23 protein-coding genes and 1 pseudogene are annotated in these 21382 nt (G+C 77.2%); 4 read left to right on the top strand and 20 right to left on the bottom strand.

Annotated elements, in window-relative coordinates; genetic code table 11:
* Window positions 1-117: 117 nt before the first annotated feature.
* The gene (locus ABT247_RS19555) at window positions 118-741 is read right to left on the bottom strand and encodes an endonuclease (protein WP_350744058.1); all 624 of its coding nucleotides are present in this window, start codon (window positions 739-741) and stop codon (window positions 118-120) included.
* 53 nt (window positions 742-794) lie between these two features.
* Window positions 795-1682, bottom strand: coding sequence for a Rieske (2Fe-2S) protein (locus tag ABT247_RS19550; protein ID WP_350744057.1), 888 nt, complete (start codon window positions 1680-1682; stop codon window positions 795-797).
* 130 nt (window positions 1683-1812) lie between these two features.
* Between ABT247_RS19550 and ABT247_RS19545 the strand changes: the two genes are divergently transcribed.
* Complete coding sequence (locus tag ABT247_RS19545; RefSeq protein ID WP_350744056.1) at window positions 1813-2037, top strand: DUF6480 family protein; 225 nt, start codon at window positions 1813-1815, stop codon at window positions 2035-2037.
* A 146-nt stretch (window positions 2038-2183) separates the two neighbouring features.
* Here the strand turns inward: ABT247_RS19545 and ABT247_RS19540 are convergent, their stop codons facing one another.
* Window positions 2184-2438, bottom strand: coding sequence for a hypothetical protein (locus tag ABT247_RS19540; protein ID WP_350744055.1), 255 nt, complete (start codon window positions 2436-2438; stop codon window positions 2184-2186).
* Between the two features lie 128 nt (window positions 2439-2566).
* Between ABT247_RS19540 and ABT247_RS19535 the strand changes: the two genes are divergently transcribed.
* Entirely contained in the window at window positions 2567-3025 is a 459-nt protein-coding gene (locus ABT247_RS19535; protein WP_350744054.1) for an SRPBCC family protein, read from the top strand.
* A 74-nt stretch (window positions 3026-3099) separates the two neighbouring features.
* On the opposite strand, the gene ABT247_RS19530 is transcribed toward ABT247_RS19535, so the two are convergent.
* Window positions 3100-3975: a hypothetical protein gene (locus ABT247_RS19530; protein ID WP_350744053.1), complete on the bottom strand. Its 876-nt coding sequence runs from the start codon at window positions 3973-3975 to the stop codon at window positions 3100-3102.
* A gap of 115 nt (window positions 3976-4090) precedes the next feature.
* Here ABT247_RS19530 and ABT247_RS19525 point away from each other — a divergent pair, with 115 nt between their 5' ends.
* Window positions 4091-4534: a hypothetical protein gene (locus ABT247_RS19525; RefSeq protein WP_350744052.1), complete on the top strand. Its 444-nt coding sequence runs from the start codon at window positions 4091-4093 to the stop codon at window positions 4532-4534.
* 140 nt (window positions 4535-4674) lie between these two features.
* Here ABT247_RS19525 and ABT247_RS19520 read toward each other — a convergent pair whose 3' ends face one another.
* Both ABT247_RS19520 and ABT247_RS19515 read right to left on the bottom strand, forming a co-directional pair.
* Window positions 4675-5094 (bottom strand): CBS domain-containing protein, encoded by a 420-nt coding sequence (locus ABT247_RS19520; RefSeq protein ID WP_350744051.1) that lies wholly within the window; start codon window positions 5092-5094, stop codon window positions 4675-4677.
* 96 nt (window positions 5095-5190) lie between these two features.
* The gene (locus ABT247_RS19515; RefSeq protein ID WP_350744050.1) at window positions 5191-6147 is read right to left on the bottom strand and encodes an NmrA/HSCARG family protein; all 957 of its coding nucleotides are present in this window, start codon (window positions 6145-6147) and stop codon (window positions 5191-5193) included.
* A 417-nt stretch (window positions 6148-6564) separates the two neighbouring features.
* Between ABT247_RS19515 and ABT247_RS19510 the strand changes: the two genes are divergently transcribed.
* Window positions 6565-7131, top strand: coding sequence for a type 1 glutamine amidotransferase domain-containing protein (locus ABT247_RS19510; RefSeq protein WP_350744049.1), 567 nt, complete (start codon window positions 6565-6567; stop codon window positions 7129-7131).
* A gap of 42 nt (window positions 7132-7173) precedes the next feature.
* Here the strand turns inward: ABT247_RS19510 and ABT247_RS19505 are convergent, their stop codons facing one another.
* The 14 genes and pseudogenes from ABT247_RS19505 to ABT247_RS19440 all read right to left on the bottom strand — a co-directional run bounded on the left by ABT247_RS19505 (window position 7174) and on the right by ABT247_RS19440 (window position 21274).
* Window positions 7174-8058, bottom strand: a complete 885-nt coding sequence (locus ABT247_RS19505) for a glycosyltransferase family 2 protein (RefSeq protein WP_502892469.1) — start codon at window positions 8056-8058, stop codon at window positions 7174-7176.
* A 570-nt stretch (window positions 8059-8628) separates the two neighbouring features.
* Window positions 8629-9030: pseudogene (locus ABT247_RS19500) on the bottom strand (glycosyltransferase family 2 protein); the annotation flags it as partial.
* A gap of 23 nt (window positions 9031-9053) precedes the next feature.
* Complete coding sequence (locus tag ABT247_RS19495) at window positions 9054-10052, bottom strand: glycosyltransferase family 9 protein (protein WP_350744048.1); 999 nt, start codon at window positions 10050-10052, stop codon at window positions 9054-9056.
* Window positions 10053-10078: 26 nt separating this feature from the next.
* Complete coding sequence (gene rfaE2 / locus ABT247_RS19490; RefSeq protein ID WP_350744047.1) at window positions 10079-11491, bottom strand: D-glycero-beta-D-manno-heptose 1-phosphate adenylyltransferase; 1413 nt, start codon at window positions 11489-11491, stop codon at window positions 10079-10081.
* Complete coding sequence (locus ABT247_RS19485) at window positions 11488-12225, bottom strand: D-sedoheptulose-7-phosphate isomerase (RefSeq protein WP_502892468.1); 738 nt, start codon at window positions 12223-12225, stop codon at window positions 11488-11490. Before ABT247_RS19485 ends, rfaE2 begins: the two co-directional genes overlap by 4 nt.
* Window positions 12226-12344: 119 nt before the next feature.
* On the bottom strand, window positions 12345-13601 hold the full coding sequence (locus tag ABT247_RS19480) for a glycosyltransferase (RefSeq protein WP_350744046.1): 1257 nt from the start codon (window positions 13599-13601) through the stop codon (window positions 12345-12347).
* Window positions 13598-14563, bottom strand: coding sequence for a glycosyltransferase (locus tag ABT247_RS19475; protein WP_350744045.1), 966 nt, complete (start codon window positions 14561-14563; stop codon window positions 13598-13600). Before ABT247_RS19475 ends, ABT247_RS19480 begins: the two co-directional genes overlap by 4 nt.
* Window positions 14560-15600, bottom strand: coding sequence for a glycosyltransferase family 9 protein (locus tag ABT247_RS19470; RefSeq protein WP_350744044.1), 1041 nt, complete (start codon window positions 15598-15600; stop codon window positions 14560-14562). The genes ABT247_RS19475 and ABT247_RS19470 overlap by 4 nt, the downstream gene beginning before the upstream one ends.
* A complete protein-coding gene (locus ABT247_RS19465) occupies window positions 15597-16229 on the bottom strand; it encodes a D-glycero-alpha-D-manno-heptose-1,7-bisphosphate 7-phosphatase (RefSeq protein WP_350744043.1) in 633 nt (210 codons plus the stop codon). The genes ABT247_RS19470 and ABT247_RS19465 overlap by 4 nt, the downstream gene beginning before the upstream one ends.
* 120 nt (window positions 16230-16349) lie before the next feature.
* Window positions 16350-17387, bottom strand: coding sequence for a glycosyltransferase family 2 protein (locus ABT247_RS19460; protein ID WP_350744042.1), 1038 nt, complete (start codon window positions 17385-17387; stop codon window positions 16350-16352).
* Window positions 17384-19042, bottom strand: coding sequence for a carbamoyltransferase family protein (locus tag ABT247_RS19455; RefSeq protein ID WP_350744041.1), 1659 nt, complete (start codon window positions 19040-19042; stop codon window positions 17384-17386). Before ABT247_RS19455 ends, ABT247_RS19460 begins: the two co-directional genes overlap by 4 nt.
* 28 nt (window positions 19043-19070) lie before the next feature.
* Window positions 19071-20039 carry a UDP-glucuronic acid decarboxylase family protein gene (locus ABT247_RS19450; protein ID WP_350744040.1) on the bottom strand — a complete coding sequence of 323 codons (969 nt, stop codon included), beginning with the start codon at window positions 20037-20039 and terminating at the stop codon, window positions 19071-19073.
* Between the two features lie 108 nt (window positions 20040-20147).
* Window positions 20148-20342: a DUF2795 domain-containing protein gene (locus tag ABT247_RS19445; protein WP_350744039.1), complete on the bottom strand. Its 195-nt coding sequence runs from the start codon at window positions 20340-20342 to the stop codon at window positions 20148-20150.
* Window positions 20343-20635: 293 nt separating this feature from the next.
* Window positions 20636-21274 carry an HAD-IIIA family hydrolase gene (locus ABT247_RS19440; RefSeq protein ID WP_350744038.1) on the bottom strand — a complete coding sequence of 213 codons (639 nt, stop codon included), beginning with the start codon at window positions 21272-21274 and terminating at the stop codon, window positions 20636-20638.
* Window positions 21275-21382 lie beyond the last annotated feature (108 nt).

The raw sequence follows: 21382 nt of genomic DNA, 5'->3' as shown, positions 1-21382 counted from the left end.
GGAGCTGTTCGCGACCCAGCCGGTGGCGCTGCTGACGAGGAGGGGCTGAGCGATGCCGCGCTACGAGGTGTGGGCGCCGTACGCGGACTCCCGCGCGGACCCGCACCGCTACGTCGGTCAGGCGGCTCGGAGCTCCGCCAGGGCGCCCTTCGACAGACCGGCGCGGACCAGCGCGGCGGACAGCCGGGCGTACTCCTCCGGCGGGACGAGGCGGCCGAGGCCCTCGGGGGTGTGCGGCAGCCCGAGCTCCTCGGCGGCCCCGCACGCGCGGTCGTCGAAGTACGGGCGCAGCCACGGCCACACCACCTGGACCTCCCGGCAGAAGATCTCCGCCCCGACCGGGCCGATCCTCGGCACCTCCCGCAGCAGCCCGCGCAGTGCGCCGGGGTCGTCGCCGGCCTCCTCGCGCATCCGGCGCAGGTCGCCGTGCCAGCGGTCGAGGACCAGCTGCGCCCCCTCGCCGAGCGCGGTCGCGGTGCTCTCGTCGTAGCGGACGTAGTGGGCCCGGCCCAGTGCGTCCACCCGTTCCTGCCAGCCGGAGTCGGCCATCGCGCGCGGCGTGCGGAAGCCCGCGGCCGACAGCTCGCGGGCCGCCTTCACGGCCGTCTCGGCGCTGATCCGGATCGAGCAGAGGACGGTGAGGACCAGCAGCCGGTACAGCGGCGACGGCTTGTCCTGCAGCGTGATGCCCGCCTCCTCGGCGTAGGTGCGGCCGTGCTCCGCCAGGAGCCTGCGCACCACGGGTGTCCGTCGACATGGTCCACCCACCTCCTGTGCCTCCTGGTGACGGACGGTCAGCCGGCTCCCGCCAGCCGCGCCTCCAGGTGCCCGGAGAGCACCCTGGTCTCCAGCACCGGCTGGGGCGCCGTGGCGGGGCCGTTGGCGACCTGGCCGTCGCGGAGCCGGAACTCGCTGCCGTGCCAGGGGCAGCGCAGGCAGCCGTCGACGACGGTGCCCTCCGACAGCGGCCCGGACAGGTGGGCGCAGCGGTCCGCGAGGACGTGGAACTCGTCCCCGTCGCGCACGACCACCACGGCGAGTTCACCGGCGCTGCGGCGGACGGGCTCGCCCTCGGGGAACTCCTCGACCGGGCCGAGCGCGACCCAGTCCGCCGGCGCCAGCCGGGGCACGGCGGCGGTCCGGTCGGGTCCGGCGGCCTGCCGGTAGGACAGGTGGCCGCCGAGCACCCCGCCGACCGAGACGGCGGTCAGCCCGGCCAGGCCGAGCAGCCGGCCCCGGGCGCGGTGGCCGCGGCAGCGGGCCAGCAGCGAGCCGCCGTACAGCAGCAATCCGGTCGTGTTGGCGAGTGCGTGGACCAGCCCGGTGCGCCGCCGCGGCGGGTCGAGCCGGGCCCAGTCCACCCAGCCCGCGAGGGCGGCCGGGACGGCCGCGGACAGGCCCGCCGCCACCAGGACGCCGGCCGACCGGCGGCCGCCCGGGGAGAAGTCCAGCAGCGCCGCCGACGTCCAGCAGCCGAGGGGCAGTTGGACCAGCGCCGGGTGGAGGGGATGGCCCAGCCAGACCCCGTGCAGGGCGTCCCGGTAGGGCCCGAGCGGAAGGGACTCGGCCGCGTTGGCGAGCGGCCCGGCCGGGGAGTCCAGGAACTCCCAGTGCGCCGGCGCGTCCAGGGCGCGGCGCAGCCGCCGGGACCACGGGTGGGATTGCAGAGAAGAGGCGTCCATACCGGGGCGGCTAGCCGAACGCCGTCCGGCCAAACCCGCGGCCCGGGATTCCCCGGGGACGGGAGCGTTTCCGCCCGCCCACCACGGGCAGCCGCCGGGTGTCGCAGCCGCTACCACCTGGGATGACATCATGGCCACTCCAGATCCCGATCCCGACCGCACTCCGGCGCTGGACGAACACGGCGCCCTGCCCGGCGGCGACACCCCGCCGGCCGAGGGGGGAATCTCCGGCATCTCCCATCCGGAGCCGGTGGAAGTGCGGCGGGCCTGGGGGGCCTGGCCCGCCGTCCTGATCGTGCTGCTGGCGGTGCTGGTGTCCGCGATGCTGGTCGCGATGATCGTGATGCTGGCCTGACCCACGGCCCGACCCATGGCTCGGCCCGTGGCCGGAGCCATGGTCAGGTCGGCGATCCGGCCGGCAGCCCGACCACCGCTCGGTGCATCCCGTCCGCCCCGCCCGTCCGGTCCGTCCGGCCCACTCGGCCCGGGGCGGCCGGGCCGTCACCTGCCGGCCTCGGCGAGCGTCTCCCTGACGGTGACCAGACACGGGTCGCAGTACCGGTCCGGCAGCGGCGGGCCGTTGCCGTCGTCCGTCGGGACCACCCGCTGCGAGGGTTCCAGGACCCGCCCGCACAGCGACGCGGTGGCGTCGTCCTTCGCCACCACGTGCCACACCAGTCCGGGCGGCGTCACTGCCGGGTCGTGCTCGGCCCACATCTCGTACACGGCGACCTCCGGGTCTCGGGGCTGGGTCATCTCATGCAAACCCGGGACACGGCGGGCGGCCACCGGACCGGACCCGGTGGGATGGTTACGCCGGGGTGGACGGGGCACACGCGCGGTCGGCCGGGAACGACCCGGCCGCAGCTCCCGAGGAGGCCCGGATGAGCATGGTGAAGGAGTCCGTCGAGGTCGACGTCCCGCTGCACGCCGCCTACAACCAGTGGACGCTGTTCGAGGAGTTCCCGCGGTTCATGGAGGGCGTCGACTCGGTGACTCAGCTGGACGACCGTCACAACCACTGGCGGACCAGCATCGGCGGCGTCAGCCGCGAGTTCGACACCGAGATCGTCGACCAGCTGCCCGACGAGCGGATCGCCTGGCGCACCACGGACGGCGACGTGAACCAGAAGGGCGTCGTCACCTTCGAGCGCCTGGACGACCAGCACACCCGCGTCAACATGGCCATCGACTTCCGGCCCGAGGGCATGGCCGAGAAGGCCGCCGACGCCATGGGCATGGTCGACCGGCGGGTGAAGGGCGACCTGAGGCGCTTCAAGGAGTTCATGGAGCAGCGCGGCCGGGAGGAGGGCGGCTGGCGGGGCCGGATCACCCCCGGCTGACCCCCATCCGGTGCGCCGCGAGCGGCTCCGGTCCTTCGGTGGACCGGAGCCGCTCGCGCATGCCGCGGGGCGGTTCAGCGCCGCGGCGGCCGGTCGCCCTCGGCGTCCTCGCCGTCCGTGCCGTCCCCGGCGCTCCCGCCTGCGGCGCCCGCGCCGCCGGTCCTGCCCTCGACGGACTCCGGCGCCTCGATGCCCGGGATGTCCCGCAGGTCCTCCGGCTGGTCCATTTCGGCGCCAAATTCCCCGCCGTCCGAGCGGATCCGCACCGCCTCCTCCTCGGCCGACAGGCCCGCCGTGTCCCCGGTGGCCTCACCGCGCAGATCACCGTGCGGATCCGGGAGGTCCAGCCGCCCGGCGGCGTCCTCGGGCACGCCCGCCACGGCCGTCCGTTCGTCCGTCTCCGGCTCCTCCTGGGCCAGGCGGGCGTCCAGCGACTCGCCCTCGGCCTGTTCGGCGCCGGTAGTGCCGAACGACTCCGCAGCCACCGGGGTGTCCCCGGGCACGGCCTCGACCTGGGGGTCCTCCGACCACTCCCGCGCGGGCGAGCCGTCCTGGAGGTCGGGGATGCCCTCGTCCTCCGGCTCCGCCGCGGGGTCGTGGTGCCCCCGTTCCGGCTCCGGCACCGGATCGGACGGGTCCGGCACCGGCTCGGAGGACGCGTCACCGGTGGCGCGGCTCGCTCCGGCCGGCGGGTCGACGGCGACCGGCTCCCGGCGCGGCGGCCCGCCGTACTCCTCGCCGGGCTGGACGCCGGGCACCGGCCCCTCGGCGATCTCCGGCTGCTGCTCCCCGCTCCCGGCGACGTTCGGCGTCCCGCCCTTGCCGATCGGCGACGGCCGGCGCTCGGGGCCCTGCTCCTCCTCCTCGGCGGACCGTGCCCCGCCCGTGTCCGCGGGACCGATCGCGCCGCCCATGTCGTGCAGCGGCCGTTCCTTCGGCGATCCGTTCATGGCTTCCTCCCTGCCGTGGGCGGCCCCGTCCTCCGGGGCCGCCCCTGCGCCTACCCGCCGGATGCCGCTCACACCGCCCGGGTTGGCCCCGCCCGCCCGGGGTAGGCGCGCGGGCATGGAGGACACCGGACCACCGCCGGAGGGCCCGCCCGCCGACGACACCGACGCGTTCGACCTGTGCGACGAGTGCGGACGGGTCGTCGCCGCGGCCGAGCTGCTCGGCGCCCTGGTGCCGGACTCCTCGGCGCTGCACCCCACCGACTCGGACCTCGACGGCAAACGGGTGCTCACCGCCTGTTCCGTGGACCACCTGGCCGTCCTGGTCGAGCACTACCGGCAGCGCCCCTTCGTCCCCGAGGAACAGTGGGCCGGAAAGGTCTGCCGGGCGCTCGCCGACTGCGACCAACCCATGCCGCTGAGCGTGGTCGCCCGGCTGAGCGGCCTGTCCGAGCACCAGGCGGAGCAGGGCGTGGAGTGGCACAACGCCCGGGCCCGCGAGTGGCAGGCGCGCTACGGCGGGCCGGCGGGCGCCGACGGGGACGAGAACGAGGGCGACTGAGGCGGCGAGGGACGACGGCAGCCGACAGGAGGAACGGCGGCGGGAGGGACGGCGGCCGGGAAGGACGACACGGCACGGCCCCGGACCCGGTGGTCCGGGGCCGACGCGCGATCCGCTCGGTGCGGCTGAGGTGGTGCGGCTCAGGTGTTGGGATCCGCCACGCTGATGTCCGCGAGTGCGGACTCCGGGTCGCGGTCCAGCGCGAGGTCGCCGAGCGAGACCACGCCCACCGCCCGGCCGTCCTCCACCACGGGAAGGCGGCGCAGCCCGTGCTGCCGCATCAGGTCGACGGCCTGCCGGACGTCGTCGCCGGGAGCGACGGTGACCAGCTCGGCACTGCAGACGTCACCGGCGTTCGTGCTGTCCGGGTCCTTGCCGTCGGCGAGCACCCGGACCACCAGGTCGCGGTCGGTCAGCAGCCCGTACAGCTCGTCGCCGTCCGCCACCAGGACGTCACCGATGGCGCTGTCCCGCATGAACCGGGCCGCGTCCCGGACCGAGCACAGCCGGGGGACGGTCACCGGACCGGCGGTCATGACGTCCCTGATCTTCTGGGTCATGTCTCCTCCACGCGCTCGTCGGGTCCCCTCTGGGGGGGCGCGCCTGCCCGGTGGGCGCGCCCGGAAACGCACGGTGACGGGACCCGGCGGACGGGCTCACCCGTCCACGGCCGCACGCAGTTCCGTGCGGTGGGCGGTCAGCCAGTCGGCGAAGTCCTGGAGCTGCGGATCGAGCAACCGGGCGGCGCCCGGGTCGCGCGGGGCGAGGAAGGTCCGCTCGCACTCCGCGTAGTACTGGAACATGTTGCCGGCCTCCGTCGCCCCCGGGAAGTCCCCGGCCCGGAACGCGTCCGGGGTCACCGGCCGGTACGTCACCTGCTCGCCGAGGACCTTCGACATGGCCACCGCCATCTCGATGAGCGTCAGCGCCTCGCCCGCGATGCTCACGGTGGCGCCGATCAGGTCGGAGCCCCGCCGCAGGATCGCCAGCGCGGTGCGCCCGATGTCCTGGACGGCGATGCCGGCCAGCCGGCTCGTGCCCATCGGGAGCGCCAGCTGCAGGCCGCCGTCCTCGCCGCGTCGGGGGGCGAACGGGCCGAGCAGGTTCTCCCAGTAGAACGTCGGACGCAGGTAGGTGGTCGGCACCCCGGCATCGGCGAAGTACTGGTCGGCCTCCGCCTTGGCGTCGAAGTGCGGCACCTTGTAGCGGCCCTGGAGGGTGGGCATCCGGTCGTCGTCGACCGGGATGCACGCCCGGGTGTCCTCCAGCGTCGACCAGACCGCGTGCCGCACACCGGCGTGCCCGGCGGCCCGGGCGAGGGCCTCGGCCTGGGCCTTCTCGCGTTCGGCGGACATGTGCTCCCAGAAGTTCGTCACCAGGTACGCGCCGTACGCGCCCTCGAACGCCCGGGCCAGGCTCTCGGGATCGTCCAGGTCGGCCTGGACGACCTCGGCGCCCGCCCGCTCCAGCGCCCGCGCGGCGGGCGACTCCGGGTGCCGGGTGACGGCGCGCACCGCGAAGTCACCGGCGGGTTCGCCGAGGATCGCGGCCGCGAGGGCGCCGCCCTGGCGGCCGGTCGCGCCGACCACCGTCACGGTTCGGGGTTCTGTCATGGGTCGGTCCTCACGGTGCTGCCGCGTCCGCCGCCGGGGGCTCCGGCTGGTCGTCCGGCTCGTTCTCGGCCCGGCGGCCCGCGGCCGGGGCCTCGGCGACCGACGGACGGGGCCGCGACGGGCCGCCGCCGTTCGCCACGGAGTGGCGGTCGGGACCGTCCGGCGCGGATTGCCGGTGCCCGGCCCTCGCGTGCATCGTCACGGCCCAGGACCTTCGTCTGATGCTCACCACGGTCTCCGGTGGTTCGGGGCGGGCACCCTCGGCCCGCCGGTACGGCGCGGCTACCCGGATCGGATCCGGCCAATCCGGCATGCCCCCGGGCGGGCAGGGTACCCGCCGACCTCCGGGGCGCGGACACCGGTGCCCGGCCGGCGCCCGCCACACCCGCCGATGACAACGGATGACCAGGAGGAGAGATGACCCACCACACCAAGGTCCTCGCGATCGTGACGAACTACGGCGTCGAACAGGACGAACTCCTCGTCCCCCTGAGGCACCTGCGCGACGACGGCGTCCAGGTCGACATCGCGGCCCCCGACCGGGACGACATCCAGACCCTGGTCGGGGACAAGGACCCGGGCGAGACCGTGCGCCCGACCCACACCCTCGGCGAGGTCGACCCCGCCGAGTACGACCTGCTGCTCATCCCCGGCGGCACGATCAACGCGGACACCCTCCGGCTGCGCCAGGAGGCCGTGGCCCTGGTGCTCGCCTTCACCAACTCCGGCCGGCCCGTTGCCGCCATCTGCCACGGACCCTGGCTGCTGGCCGAGGCAGGCGTCGTCTACGGCAAGCGGCTCACCTCGTACCCCTCGCTGCGCACCGACCTCGCCAACGCCGGCGCGACCTGGGCGGACGAACCCCTGGTCACCGACGACGCGAACGAGTGGCGGCTGATCACCTCCCGCAACCCCGGGGACCTGGAACAGTTCCTGAAGGGGATCGACTCTGCCCTGCGGGCCCGGGCCGGCGCCGTCGGCTGACCCGGGCCGCCGGCGCCGCCGACGGCCGCGGCGAGGACGTGGTCAGCCGACGTAGCGCCGGGCCCGGGAGGTGCGCTGCGGGCCCTCGAGGGTCCGCAGCGCCCGCTCCACCCGGGGCGGTACGGCCCGCCGTTCGCGGAGCACCCACGGCGTTCCGGCCGCGGCCTCCGCGAAGGCCCGGACGGACACCGCGTCCCGCGGCACCGAACGGGCCAGGAAGAGGGTGCGGCGCGCCGCGCGCCACAGCGGCCGCCGGAGCCAGGTGAACCAGAGGGTGTTGCGGATCCCGTGCCGCCGGCGCAGCGTCGCGTCCCGCGCCGGCGAGGGGCGGTGATGGACCGTCAGGTCCTCGGCGTACAGCAGCCAGTGGCCGGCGGCCGCGAGGTCGGCGGCGAGCAGCTCCTCCTCGCCGCCGAGCCACAGCCGGGGGGAGAAGCCGCCGGCCGTGCGGAACAGGTCGGTGCGCAGCACGGTGGCTCCGGCGAGGAAGGAGCCGAGCGCCGGGCCGGGGAGCCAATCCGGCCGGGGCAACGGGGAGTTGCGCAGCTCGGCGACGATCGGGTCCTCCCGGGGCGGCTGGTCCGGGCGGTCGCGGTCGTGCACCACGATCCGCGCGGTGACCGCCGCGACCGGCGGGTGGGCGTCCAGCAGCCGGACCGCCCCCGCCAGGGAGCCCGGCTCCCACCAGGTGTCGTCGTCGCAGAAGGCGAGGTAGCGGGTACCGACCTCCCGGGCGGCCAGGTTGCGGGCGCAGGCGCCCGCGTTGCGCCCGGCGGACAGCAGCCGGGCGCCGCCGGGGTGGTCGCGCACCGCCCGTGCGGTGCCGTCGGTGGAGCCGTTGTCCACCACCAGGACCGGCGGGTGCTCGGGCAGCTCCGCCAACCGGTCGAGGGTGTGCAGGAGTTCACGGCGGCGGTTGTGGGTGATGACGACGACGGTGACCGGCTCCCCGGCGGGCCGCGAGGGATCGGGCGCAGCCGGGCCCTGCGGCGCGGGGCTCGGCGCGGGAGCGCTCGACGGGGGAGGGTCCGGAACGGGAGGGGCCGGTACGGGACGCTCCGGCACGGGCAGCCGGTCCAGGTGCCGGGCCGCCCGTTCCACCCGCTGCGGCACCGCCCGGCGGCGCAGCAGGGCGGCGGGCAGCCGGGGCAGGGCGGAGGCCAGGGCGTGGCGCGCCACCGGCGAGCGCGGGGCGGCGCGCAGCAGTGCGGCGGTGTGTCCGAGCGCCACCGGCCGGGAGCGCCGCAACCAGTCGGTGAGCAGGGTGTTGCGCAGCTGGCGGGCCTCCCGCCCCGAGCGGCCGTCCGGCGCGGGGTGGTGGCGGGCGACCACCTCGGGGCAGTACGCCAGGCCCCAGCCGTCGGCCGCGAGGTCGAGCGCCAGCAGCTCCTCCTCACCGCCGAAGTGCAGCAGCCGGTCGAAGCCGCCGACGGACAGGAACGCCTCGCGGCGCACCACGGCCGCGCAGGCCAGGAAGCCGAGGACGGACGGGCCGGGCAGGTCGGGCTCGGTACCGAGCGGTCCGGCGGCCAGGTCCGCGTTGATCGGGTCCGGTCGACCGGCCGGGCCGACCAGGGTGGCTCCGGTGAGCAGGGCCAGCCGGGGGTGCCGGTCGAGCAGGCGGGCGGCGGTGGCGAGGGCGCCGGGCTCCCACCAGGAGTCGTCGTCGCTGAACGCGACGTACCGGGTGGACAGGGCGGCGGCTCCGACGGTGCGGGCGGCCGCGCCGAGGTTGCGGCGCAGGGCGATGACCCGGACGCCGGGGTGGCGCTTGCGCACCGCGCGTGCGGTGCCGTCGTCGGAGCCGTTGTCGACCACCAGCACGGGCGGGTGCTCGGGCAGCGCCGTGAGCTGGTCCAGGCTGGCGAGCAGCCGCGCCCGGCGGTTGCGGGTGATCACGACGACGCCGAGATCGGGAGAGGTCACGGCGGTGCTCCGGGGGAGTGGCGGACCGAGGATCGGGGCGGCAGCGCGGCCAGGGCGTCCAGGACCTCGGTCGGGGTGATCCGCAGCAGCCGCACGTCCGGCCGGTCCGCGTGCGGGTCGCCCGGGCGCAGCCCGTCGGCCGGGCCCGGGTGCCAGAGCGCGCGGTGCGCCCGCGAGTCCGGCGGCCCCCACAGCGCGGGCGAGAGCGGGCCGAACAGGGTGACGGACGGGGTGCCGAGGGCGGTGGCCAGGTGCGCGGGGCCGGTGTCGCCCGAGACGACGGCCCGGGCGCCGGCGAGCACGGCCGCCAGGTCGGGGAAGGACAGCCGGCCGCCCAGGACGGCGGACGGCGGCATCCCGGCCAGTTCGGCGACGGCCCGGGCCAGGGGCAGCTCCGCGGGGCCGGCGGTCAGCGCCACCGGCTGCCCCCGGGCGCGCAGCGCCCGGGCGACCGCCGCGAAACGTTCGGGCGGCCAGCGGCGCGAACCGTGGTCCGCGCCGGGGTGGAGGACGACGGCCCCGGGCGCCGGACTGGGCCGGTCCGGCGCCGGCACCCGCAGGTCGTCCGGATCGGCGGGGATGCCGTACCAGCGCAGCAGCCGGCACCACCGTGCGCGCTCGCCGTCGTCCGACCGCCAGGCCGGCCCCGCGACACCGGGGCGGCTCGGGTGGTGGAAGGCGATCAGGCGGGCCGGCCGCAGCTCGGTGAGCACCCGCAGGCTGGGCGGGCCGTTGCCGTGCAGGTCGACGGCGAGGTCGGGCGGCGGGCCGGACCAGTCGAGGACGGCCGGGACGGCCCGGTCCGGTCCGCCGGCGGGCAGCAGCTCGTCCACCACACCGATCGCGCTGACCGCGTCGGCGAGGGCGGCGGGTGCGGCCAGGACCATGCGGTGGCCGGGCAGGTGCCGCCGCAGCGCCCGCAGCGCGGGAACGGCGGTGAGCAGATCACCGAGGCCCAGGGCGCGCAGCACCAGGACGCCGGGGCCGCTGGTCACGGCCCCGTCCCCGCCGGGCCGACCGGTCACGGCTCGGCTCCCACGGCGCCGTCCGCGACGACGGCGGCGGCCCGGGCCGCGCGCCCCGCCAGGGCGGTCGTGGAGTGGCCCGCGACGTACGGCAGGACGACCGCCTGGCCGCCCCAGTCGCGCAGCACCGCCGCCTCGGGGAGGGTGCCGACGGTGTAGTCGCCGCCCTTGACCCACACGTGCGGCCGCAGCCCGGCCAGCAGTTCCTGCGGGCCGTCCTCGTCGAAGACCACGACGGCGTCCACGCAGCTCAGCCCGGCGAGCACCCGTGCCCGGTCGGCGGCGGGGTTGATGGGGCGTCCGCGCCCCTTGAGCCGCCGCACGGAGGCGTCGGAGTTCAGGCAGACGATCAGGCAGTCGCCGAGGCGGCGGGCCGCTTCCAGGAGCGAGACGTGTCCGGTGTGCAGCAGGTCGAAGCAGCCGCCGGTCGCCACCACCGTGCCGCCGCGGGCACGGACGGCCTCGGCGAGGGCCCGGGCGTCCCGGTGGGGCCCCGGCTCCGGCGCCGGCGCGTCGGACCACAGCGCCGGGTCGCTCGCGCCGCCCCGGGCGACGAAGTCGGCGGCGGCGAGCACCGCCCGTCCGGCGGCCTCCTCGGGCAGCGCCCCCGCGGCGAGGGCGGCGGCGGCCACGGCGGCGAAGCAGTCCCCGGCGCCGCACGGATCGCCGTGCGCGGTGAACGGCGAGGGCAGCACCAGCGGGTTCTCGGTGCCCCGGCTGAGCACCGCGCCGCGGGCACCGAGGGTCACCGCGACGGCGGCCGCCTGCCAGCGCCGGGCCAGCAGGGAGGCGCGCAGCAGGTCGCCGGCGAGCGCCCCCGCGGGGCCGGGCGGGTCGGCCCGGTGGATGACCCGGCGGGCCTCGGCCCCGTTGGGGGTGGCGAGCCGGACGCCGCGCACGGGCGGGCCGCCGCGCGGGTGCGGGTCCCAGACGACCGGTACCCGGCGGGCCGCCTCGGCGAGCAGGGGGCGCAGGGCCCGGGCGGTGCCGTTGCCGTAGTCGGCGACCAGCACGGCGCCGGCCTCCCGGATCGCCCGGCGCACGTGCGGGCCGGCCGTGCCGGGCGTGCCGCCGCCGCGGTCGAACCGGACCAGCGGGCGTCCGCCGGCCCGGACCCGCGTCTTCACCGGCAGTTCGCCGTCCAGGGGGAGTTCGGCGAGGCCGATCTCCGGCGCGAGCGCGGCGCGGACGGTCTCGGCGGCGGCGCTCTCGCCGAGCGCGGTGACCAGCAGCACGTCCGCTCCGGCCCGGTCGGCAAGGCGGGCGGCGAGCCCCGCTCCGCCGGGCCGGGCGTGCTCGGCGGTCACGTCGACCACCGGCGCGGGGGCGTCGGGCGTCAGCCGTCCTGCGTCGCCGTCGATGTCCCGGTCCAGGAGGGCGTCGCCCACCACGACCAGCGGCCCGTTCATGCCGTCCTCCTTCCGACGGACGCCGAGGTCGCGGCCGAGGCAGCAGCAGTGGCCGCAGCCGCAGCCGGGAACCGCCGCACGCCGTCCGTCCGGGCGGAGCCGTCCGGGCGCGCGAGGGCGGCGTCGAAGGCCTCGCAGACCAGGTGCAGCGCGACGAGGTGGACCTCCTGGACGGTGGCGGTGCGGGTCGAGCGGACGGCCAGGAAGTCGTCGGCCAGGTCGGCCAGCGGGTTGGGCGGCGGCCCGGTGAGCGCGAGGACGCGCAGGCCGGCGGCGTGGGCGGCCTCGGCGGCGGCGAGCACGTTCGGGCTGCGGCCGGAGGTCGACATCAGCATCAGCACGTCGCCGGGCCGGCCGTGGGCGGTGACCTGGCGGGCGTACACGTCGGCGAAGCCGTAGTCGTTGCCGATCGCGGTCAGGCTGGAGGTGTCGGCGTGCAGGGCGATGGCCGAGAACGGCGGGCGCTCCTCGCAGTAGCGGCCGACGAGTTCGGCGGACAGGTGCTGGGCCTGGGCGGCGCTGCCGCCGTTCCCGGCGACCAGGAGCCGCCCGCCGCGGGGCAGCAGCTCGGCGAGGTCCCGGCCCCAGCGGGTGAGCGCGGCGAGCCCGTCGGAGCGCAGCCGCGCCAGGGCGTTCTCCAGCGACAGGCAGTGCCGGGCGGCGCGGGCGCGGTCCGCGGCGATGTCGGCCGGGGCGGGGGCGGGCCCGCCGGCGTGCGGGGCGGCGCCGTTCATCGGCTCGCTGCCGTTCAGCCGGTCGGGGTCCTTCGAGGAGCCGTCCACGGGGTCGGTCGGCGGGCCGCCCAGCCGGTCGCCGAGCGGGTCGTCCAGACGGTCACGGCCGTTCAGGGGGTTCATCGGAGTGCTCCTTCCACGGGGTGGACGGACCGTTCGGACCCGGACCGGTCCAGGAGTTCCCGGTAGACCAGCTCGGTCGCGGCGGCGATCCGGTCCCACCCGAAGTGATCCAGGGCCCGCTTCCGGCCGGCCCGCCCGTAGGCGGCCCGCAGTCCGGGCCGGGCGAGCAGGTGGGCGCAGGCCTCGGCGAGCTCGGCGGGCCGGTCCGGCGCGACGAGGCGCCCGGTGCGGTGGTCGAGGACGGTGTCGAGCTGCCCGCCCACGGCGGTCGCCACCACCGGGACCCCGCAGGCCATGGCCTCCAGCGGGACGATGCCGAAGGGCTCGTACCGGGCCGGGCAGAGGACGAGGTCGGCGCTGCGGATGAGCGCGGGCATGTCGCTCGGGGCGACCCCGCCGAGCAGCCGCACCCGCTCGCCGAGCCCGAGCGCCCGGGCCAGGTCGCGCAGCCGTCCGGCCTCCGGGTCGTGCGGGAGCTCCCAGGCCGGCGGGCCGCCGGCGAGCAGGAGTTCGGCGCCCGGCAGCGCGGCCAGGGCGCGGATCGCGGTGTCGGCGCCCTTGCGCGGGACGAGGCGGCCGATCTGGAGCAGCCGTGGACGTCCGGAGCGCTCGGCGACCGGCCCGTCCGGGCTGAAGCGGCGGGTGTCGACCCCGCAGGGCACGATCCGGGACCTTTCCGGGTCGACGCCCATCGCCTGGAGTTCGCCCACCTCGTCGCGGCAGGTCGCCACGATCCGGGCGGCGCCGAGGCCGACGGCCGTCTCGATGGCGATCCGGCCGGGCGGGCTGGTGTCGGCGGCGCCCTGGTGGCGGCGCTTGACGGTGCCGAGCGCGTGGTAGGTGTGCACCACCGGCGGGCCCGCGCCGGCGCTCCCGTCGCACACCGAGGCGCCGAGCAGGGAGGCCAGGCCGGACATCCAGAAGTGCGAGTGGACGACGTCGGGGCGCTCGGCGCCCCAGTGCTCGCCGAGCCGGTCGCCGAACGCCGGCATGTACGGCAGCAGCTGGTCCTTGGGCAGGGGACGGGGCGGCCCGGCCGGGACGTGGTGCACCACGACGCCCGGCCCGAAGGGCACCAGCGGGTCCAGGTCCGGATCGTCGCGGCGGGTGTGCACCGTGACGCGGTGGCCGCGCCTGGCGAGGCCGGCGGCGAGCGCGGCGACGTGGACGTTCTGGCCGCCCGCGTCGACGCCGCCGAGTACCGCCAGTGGACTGGCGTGCTCGGAGACCAGTGAGATCCGCAGGCTTCTCATGAGCCCGTCACCTCCTCGATCAGTCGGTCCCAGTCGGTGAGGAACCGGTGGAGTCCGTAGCGCCGCAGCGCGGTCCGCCGGGCGAGGGCGCCGTCCCGGGCCGCGGCCTCGGGCTCGGCGACGTAGTGCCGCGCGGCCCGGGCGAGTTCCTCGGGCCGGGTGGAGATCACCCCCGCGCCCTCCGGGACCGCCGCGACGGCCTCCGTGGTGGCGAGGGCCACCACGGGCAGGCCGAGGTGCATCGCCTCCAGCAGGGACAGGCCCAGCGAGGTCCAGCGAACCGGGTGCAGGTAGAGCCGGCGGCGGGCCAGCTCGTCGTGCAGACGGGCCTGCGGCAGGTCGGCGGTGCGGCACCGGGCGGGAGGCAGGCCCAGGTGCTCGGCCAGGCCTTCGGTCCGCATGCCGAAGACGTCCAGCGGCGCGGCGCCGGCCAGTTCGGGCAGCAGGTCGGTACCGGTGGTCCGTCCGCGCCGCACCGGCTCGTTGACGACCACGGCGGCACGCGGGAGCTCGCCGGTGTAGCGGTGGCCCGGATCGACGATGCCGTGCTCGATGACGGTGGTGGGCGTGCGCCCGTTGTCCCAGAAGAGCCGGTTGAAGTGGGTCACGTGCACCAGCGTCAGATCGGTGCGGTCGGCCATCGGGTGCCGGGCGTCGGGCACCGGCCCCGGTGGGGCGTTGTGCTCCAGGTAGACGGCCGGGACGTCCCGGCCCGGGCGCCGGCCCAGCCAGCGCCGGACGAGGTCCTCCTCGTGCGGGCGCTGGAGGACCACCAGGTCCACCGGGGTGTCCCGGAGCCGGCGGGGGCTGAGTTCCTGCACGCTCCCGGGCCAGTCGTAGGTCAGGGCGCGGCCCCGGCCGTCCGGCCCGCGGTCGGGCAGGACCGGGATCAGGTAGGTGTGCGGGCCCTGGACGAACGCGGTGGTCCAGGAGCCGTGCACGTGCCAGAGCAGGATGTTCACGGGATCACCGCCCGGAGGTCGGGGTGGGCGCGGGGCGACTCGGCGAGCAGCCGCTCGACGGCCGCCGCGATGTCCGAGCCGGTCAGCCCGGACAGGCAGGGATGTCCGGGGACGGGGCAGACCCGGGCCCGGGTGTCGGCGCACGGCGCGTCCTGGCGGCCCAGCAGCACGCAGGGCACCCCGTACGGGCGCCAGCGCCAGGCGGGCACCACCGGGGCGAACAGCGAGACCACGGGGGTGCCCACGGCGGCCGCCAGGTGCGCCGGGCCGGTGTTGCCCGCCACCACGGCGTCCGCCCCGGCCAGTACCCCGGCCAGCCCGGGCAGGTCGGTGGCCCCGCCGAGGTCGGTGCCGTGGCGCCCGCTCACCGCGGCGGTCAGCGCCCGCTCGCCGGGGTGGCCGGTCACCACGACCCGCCGGCCGGACTCCGCCAGCGCCTCGACGGCCTCGGCCGCGAGCGCGGTGCCCGGGGCCCGGGCCGGGGCGGCCGAGCCCGGGTGGACCACCACGTACGGCTCGGGGCCGGTCAGCGGGCGGGTGTCGGGCGGCGGGAGGGTCCGCAGGGCGCCGTCGTCCCCGGTCGGGAGGCGGAAGCCCGCCGCCTCGGCCAGGTCGAGCGCGGCCTCGGCCTCGTGCCGCCCGGGCGCCCGGCGGTGCCGCAGGTCCAGCAGCGAGCCGGGGTAGTCCGTGCTGTCCGCGGCGATCCAGGGCACGCCGGCCAGGCGCAGCACGAGCGCGGTGGGCAGCGGGCTCTGGTGGAAGGAGGTCAGGACCAGGGCGCGGGACGGGCGGTGACGGGCGATCGCGGTGACGGTCCGTAGGACGTCCGCCCTGCGCACGGGAGGAGCCGGGACGCTCACCCAGGGGGCGTCCCACACCAGCACCTCGTCGACGCCCGGCAGCAGCCGGGCCGCGGGCGCGCCCTGCGGACCGCACAGCATGACCACCGGGTCGGGGCCGGTGGCCGCGGCCCGCACGGCCGGCCCTGCGAGCAGGACGTCACCGAGGCTGTCGAGCCGGACCACCAGGGTGCTCACCGGTGCCCCCCGGGGCCGTCCGCCTCGGAGAGCACCAGGTCGACGGCCGAGGGCAGGTCGGGGGCGGTGCGCCCGGCACCGGCGACCTCGGGGGCGAGGGTGGCCGGCGTCGGGACGAGCACCGACCGGGCCCCGGCGGCGCGGGCCGCCGCGACGTCGGCGCCGATGTCGCCGATGACCACGGCCCGGTGCGGGGGGACGCCGAGCGCCGCGCAGGCGGCGAACACCAGCCCCGGAGCGGGCTTGCGGCACTCGCAGCCGTCGTCCGGTCCGTGCGGGCAGACCGCCCACACGTCGAACGGCCCGAGCAGCTGCTCGATCCGCTCGCGGACCAGGGCCACCGCCTGACGGGTCAGCAGGCCCCGGGCCACCCCGGACTGGTTGCTGACCACGCCGAGCGCCACGCCGCGGGCCCGCAGCCGGTCGAGCGCCCGGGCGGCCCCGGGCATCGGCCGGACGAGCGACGGATCGCCGTTGTACGGCACGTCCTCCACCAGGGTGCCGTCCCGGTCGAAGAGCACCGCGGCGGGCGTCCGCACGGCGGTCGGCGTGCGCCGGTCCGGTCCGGGCCGGAACAGCCACGGAGCCGGTCGTGCGGAGGAGCCGCGTTCACGGGAGAGGTTCGACATGCCCGGGCGGGTGTCCGGGGCCGCCGGAACCAAACGTCGGGCCGGCGGCTCTCCCGGTTCCGGTGACGGGCCGTGAGCAGCGCGGCGGGGCGCGGACCCGGCCCGGTCGGCGGTCAGCGGTCAGCCCTGGAGCTCGGCGGCCGGGGCGTCGGCGGGCCGGACGGGCGCCGTCGCGGCCGACCAGGGCGGCGCATTCCGGTGACGCAGCGCGCCCAGCAGCCGGTGCCGGACGGCGGCCGGCGGGATCAGCGCGCTGGTCCGGAGCATCGCGCTGATCTCGGCGGCCGCCCGCGGGCCCGGCAGGATCCGGGCGAGGGCGAACTCGGCGGTGCCCACCAGCCAGGCGCAGGCCGCCGCCCCGGCGGCCCGCCTGGCCCCGAACAGCGGCAGCACGACCGCGGCCAGGCCCGCGGCCGTGACCGCCGCGTGTCGGCGCAGCCGGCCCCGTTCGGCGCCCGCGCGCTCCCACCAGTCCCGGCCGTGGAGGCGGACCATCAGCGCGTCGTCGGCGTTGCCCGCCTGGGCGCGCAGGGACACCCAGGGATCGGCGGCCCGGACGGGGTGCGCCGTGCTGCGGTGCCCCCGGGTGAGCTCCCAGCCGGCCCCGATCAGCCGCAGGGCGAGGTCGGCGTCCTCCCGGAACGCCCGCCGGAACCGCTCGTCGAAGCCGCCGACGGCCACCAGCGCGGCCCGGCGGCAGGCGAGGTCGGCGGTGATCCAGCGGGCGTCGGCCAGGCCGGCCGTGGTGCGCTCCCAGTCGGTGGGGCGCCGCCCGCCGGGCAGCGGGACGACGATCCGGCCCTGGACGGCGGCGACGCCGGGGGCGGCCGAGTCGAGGTCGGCGGCCAGCTCGGCCGCCCAGGAACGGCCCGGCACGGTGTCGTCGTCCAGGAACACCACCCAGGGCTCGCGGACCGCCCGCCAGCCGGTATTGCGGGCCGCCGCGGGCCCATTGCCGCACCCGGGCAGGACGGTCAGCCGGTCGCGCAGCGCGGCGGGCACCGTGAGGTCCAGCGGGGTGCAGTCGGACAGCGGGCGGTCGTCCACGACGACGACGTGCCGGGGCGCGGGGCCCCGGCTCGCCGCGAGTGCGGCCAGGCAGGCGTTGAGTTCCGGTCGGCCGATGGTGGGCACGACCACGGCGTACGGGGCGGTCACGGCCGCTCACCCGCCGTGAACATCCGGCCGCGGCGGACGGCGAACGGGCCGAGCGCCAGCAGGTCGACGGGGGCGGAGCCGAAGCACTCCAGGGCGTCGCGCGGGTCGTCGACCATGGGCCGTCCGGCGGTGTTGAGGCTGGTGTTCACGACCACCGGCAGCCCGGTGGCCTCCTCGAAGGCGGTGAGCATCCGGGCCACCAGCGGCTCGTCCTCCGGGTCCACGCTCTGGATCCGCGCGGTGCCGTCCACGTGCACGACCGCCGGGATGCGGTCCCGCCACTGGGGCCGGACCTCGTGCACGAACAGCATGTACGGGCTGGGCAGCGGGCCGTCGAAGATCTTCCCGGCGCGCTCGGCGAGCACCATCGGGGCGACCGGGCGGAACTGCTCGCGGCCCTTGACGTCGTTGAGCCGCTCCAGGTTCTCCGCCCGCCCCGGGTGGGCCAGCAGCGAGCGGTGGCCGAGGGCCCGCGGGCCGTACTCCGAACGGCCCTGGAACCAGGCGACGATGCCGTCCGCCGCCAGCGTCTCGGCGACGGTGCGGGCGATGTCCGGCGGCCGCTCGTACGGGACGGCCGCCCGCCGCAGCCAGGCCTCCAGTTCCTCGTCGGACCAGCCCCGGCCGAGTGCGGCGCCCGGCATGGCGGCGGTGTGCTCCCCGCCACTGGCGGCGAGGTGGAGGGCGGCGCCGAGGGCGGTGCCGGCGTCCCCCGCGGCGGGCTGCACCCAGACCCGGTCGAACGGGCCCTCCCGGGCGATCCGGGAGTTGGCGACGCAGTTCAGCGCCACGCCGCCGGCCATGGTGAGCAGCCGGTCGCCGGTGCGGCCGTGCAGCCAGCGGACCAGGTCCAGCAGGACCTCCTCCAGCAGCCGCTGGGCCGAGCAGGCGAGGTCGGCGTGGTCGCGCGTCCAACTGTGCCCGGGGGCCAGCGCGGGGGCGAAGCGCTCCCACACCACCCGGTCCGCGTGGAAGCCGCCGTCGCCGGTGGAGTGGACCAGCCGGCGCAGGTCGGGCAGCATCCGCGGGGACCCGTAGGAGGCGAGCGCCATCACCTTGTACTCGTCGCTGGAGCGCTGGAAGCCGAGGTGGGCGGTGAGTTCCTCGTACAGCAGGCCGAGCGAGTGCGGCAGCCGCTGGGCCGCGAGCGGTTCGATCTGCCGCCCGGTGCGGCGGGCGGCCAGGTGGGAGGCGGACTCGCCGCGGCCGTCGAGCACCAGCACCGAGCACGGGTCCCCCGCGCCGTCGACGGCCAGCGCCGCGGAGGCGGCGTGGGCCAAATGGTGCGGGACGAAGCGCACGACGGACGGGTCCAGGCCGGGCAGGGCGTCCGCGAGGAAGGTCGGCGCGAGGCGGGCGTACTGCTGGCGCAGGTGGTCCCACGGGTCGTCGAGGCCGAGTTCGCGCGCCGGGCGGGCCAGCGAGGGGTCGTAGGAGTAGCCGACCAGGTCGAGGTCGGCCGGGCGCAGCCCGGCCTCGGCCAGGCACCAGCGGGCGGCCTGCTGGGGCAGCTCCCAGGCGGAGAAGGGGACCGGCCGCTTGCCGTGCTTGCGCCGGGAGAATCGTTCCTCCTCCGCGGCGGCCACCGTGCGGCCGTCCACCACGAGGGCGGCGGCCGGGTCGTGGAAGAGGGCGTTGATGCCGAGGACGCGCATGTGTCGGACTCCTCTTGGTCGGAACCGGTCAGTCGTGGTGCCGGAACCAGGCGATGGTGCGGGCCAGGCCCTCGCGCACGGGCGTGCGCGGCGACCACTGGAGCTTGTCGCGGGCGAGGGTGATGTCCGGTCGGCGGACGGCCGGGTCGTCGACCGGCCGCTCGATGAACCGGAGCTCGGACGTGGAGCCGGTCAACTCGATGATCAGCATGGCGAGTTCGCGCATGGTGAGCTCGGTGTCGTTGCCAATGTTCACCGGCCCGGACAGGTCGGAGGCGATCATGGCGAGCAGGCCGGCCACCGTGTCGTCCACGTAGGTCAGCGACCGGGTCTGCCGGCCGTCGCCGGTCACCGTCAGCGGCTCGCCGGCCAGCGCCTGGCGGATGAAGGTCGGCACCGCCCGGCCGTCGAAGGCCCGCATCCGGGCGCCGTAGGTGTTGAAGAGCCGCACGATCGCGGTGTCCACGCCGTTGGCGGTGGCCTCGGCGGTGGTCATGGCCTCCGAGAACCGCTTCGCCTCGTCGTAGACGCTGCGCGGGCCGACCGGGTTGACGTTGCCCCAGTAGCGTTCCGTCTGGGGGTGCTGCAGCGGGTCCCCGTAGACCTCGGAGGTCGAGGTGAGCAGGAAGCGGGCGCCGTGCCGGCGGGCGAGGGCGAGCGCGTTGCGGGTGCCGAGGCTGCCGGTCTCCAGCGTGTGCACCGGCAACCGGAGGTAGTCCAGCGGGGACGCGGGCGAGGCCAGGTGGCAGACCAGGTCGACCGGACCGGGCGGATCGAACGGCTCGGACACGTCGGCCCGGCACAGCTCGAACCCGTCGCCGCCGATGAGGTGGGCGACGTTCTCGGGCGATCCGGTGCAGAAGTCGTCCACGCAGAGCACCCGGTAGCCGCGGTCGAGCAGCGCCGTGCACAGGTGGGAGCCGACGAAGCCGGCTCCTCCGGTGACGACGGCCCGGGGCGCGCGGGTGCCGCCGGTACGGGACTCGGGACTCGTCATGGCCGTTCCTTCGGCGCCGGCCCGGTGGCGGGGCCCGCCGGGCCGACGGGGCAGAGGGGGTCGGGGGAGGCGTGGCCGGACCGCCCCGGGCGCCGGCCACGGAGGGGGTCAGCCGTCCTTGAAGAGGGCCTTGCTGACCTCGTTCGGGCCGTCGAAGTTCTTCTGGTCGAGCCCGGAGATGCGCTCCACCAGGGCGTCGTCGGCTCCGTTGGAGCGCGCGGCCTCGGCGAGGTCGTCGCGGTCGGCCGGGTAGTTGACGCCCCGCAGGGCCTTCTGGACGTCAATGGGGCTGAACGAGCTCATCAGGCGTCTCCTTCGGAGAAGGTCGCGGAGCCCGGGCGGGTACCCGAGGCCCGCCCGGCCATGCGCGCGCCGTGGGCCGAATGTCGGCGCTCCGGGCGCGGGGCGGGGCGGTGACCGGCCGATCCCGTGGGCCGCTCCGGCGGGCCTGCTGCGTCCCGCTGCGGCCCGGTCGCGGAGGCGGGCCCGGCCGCAGAGGCGGGGCCGATGTCGGAGGCGGGGCCGATGTCGGGGCCGGGCCGATGTCGGGGGCGGTGCTCATCGCGGCGCGGGGAGGGGTGTGCGGCCGGTGCGGGTCAGCGCCGCAGGAGCAGGTCCGCCGCGGCCTCCGGGCCGCCGGCCCTCCGACAGGCCGTCAGCGTGCAGGGCGCGCCGGGGTCGTCCAGCGGCCGTCCGGCCTCCGGGACCCTGATGGCGTGCGCGCCGACCGCGAGCGCGGCGGCGATCACGGTGTCCTCGCAGCCGATCACCGTGACCCGTGAGGGCGGCAGCCGCAGCGCCCGGCACGCGGCGGTGACCAGGGCTCCGGCGGGCATCCGGCAGGCGCAGCCGTCGTGCGCCGCGTGCGGACACACCGCCCACACGTCGATCGGGCCCAGCAGCGCCTCGGCCCGGGCCTGCACGGCCACGACCTCCCCGCGTCCGAGCAGCCCGCGGGAGACGCCCGGCTGGTTGCTCAGGACGCCGACGGCGAAGCCGGCTGCGCGCAGCGCCGTCAGGGCGGCCCGGATGCCGGCCATCGGGTGGACCATCGCCGGATCGCCGTTGTAGGCGACGTTCTGGAGGAGCGTGCCGTCGCGTCCGAACAGCACGGCGCCCGCCGGGCCGTCCACCGGGGGCGTGCCGGGGCGGACGAACAGCCACGGTTCCGGCCGGTCGGCGGGCACCGGGGCGGCGGGCGGGGCGGTGGCGGCGGTCTCTCCTCGGTAGGTCATACGCCTGCGGGTTGCCATCGGCCGGGACCCAGCAGGAAGAGCGGAGTGAAGGTGAGCGACAACAGGTACCGGAGCTTGAGGTCGCTGCGCGCGTAGACGGGCTCGGTA

It is taken from the genome of Kitasatospora sp. NPDC001539, from assembly GCF_040298565.1.
Taxonomy (GTDB): Bacteria; Actinomycetota; Actinomycetes; order Streptomycetales; family Streptomycetaceae; genus Kitasatospora.
Note: the sequence above shows the minus strand (reverse complement) of the source record. Positions and strands in the feature narration are given on the sequence as shown.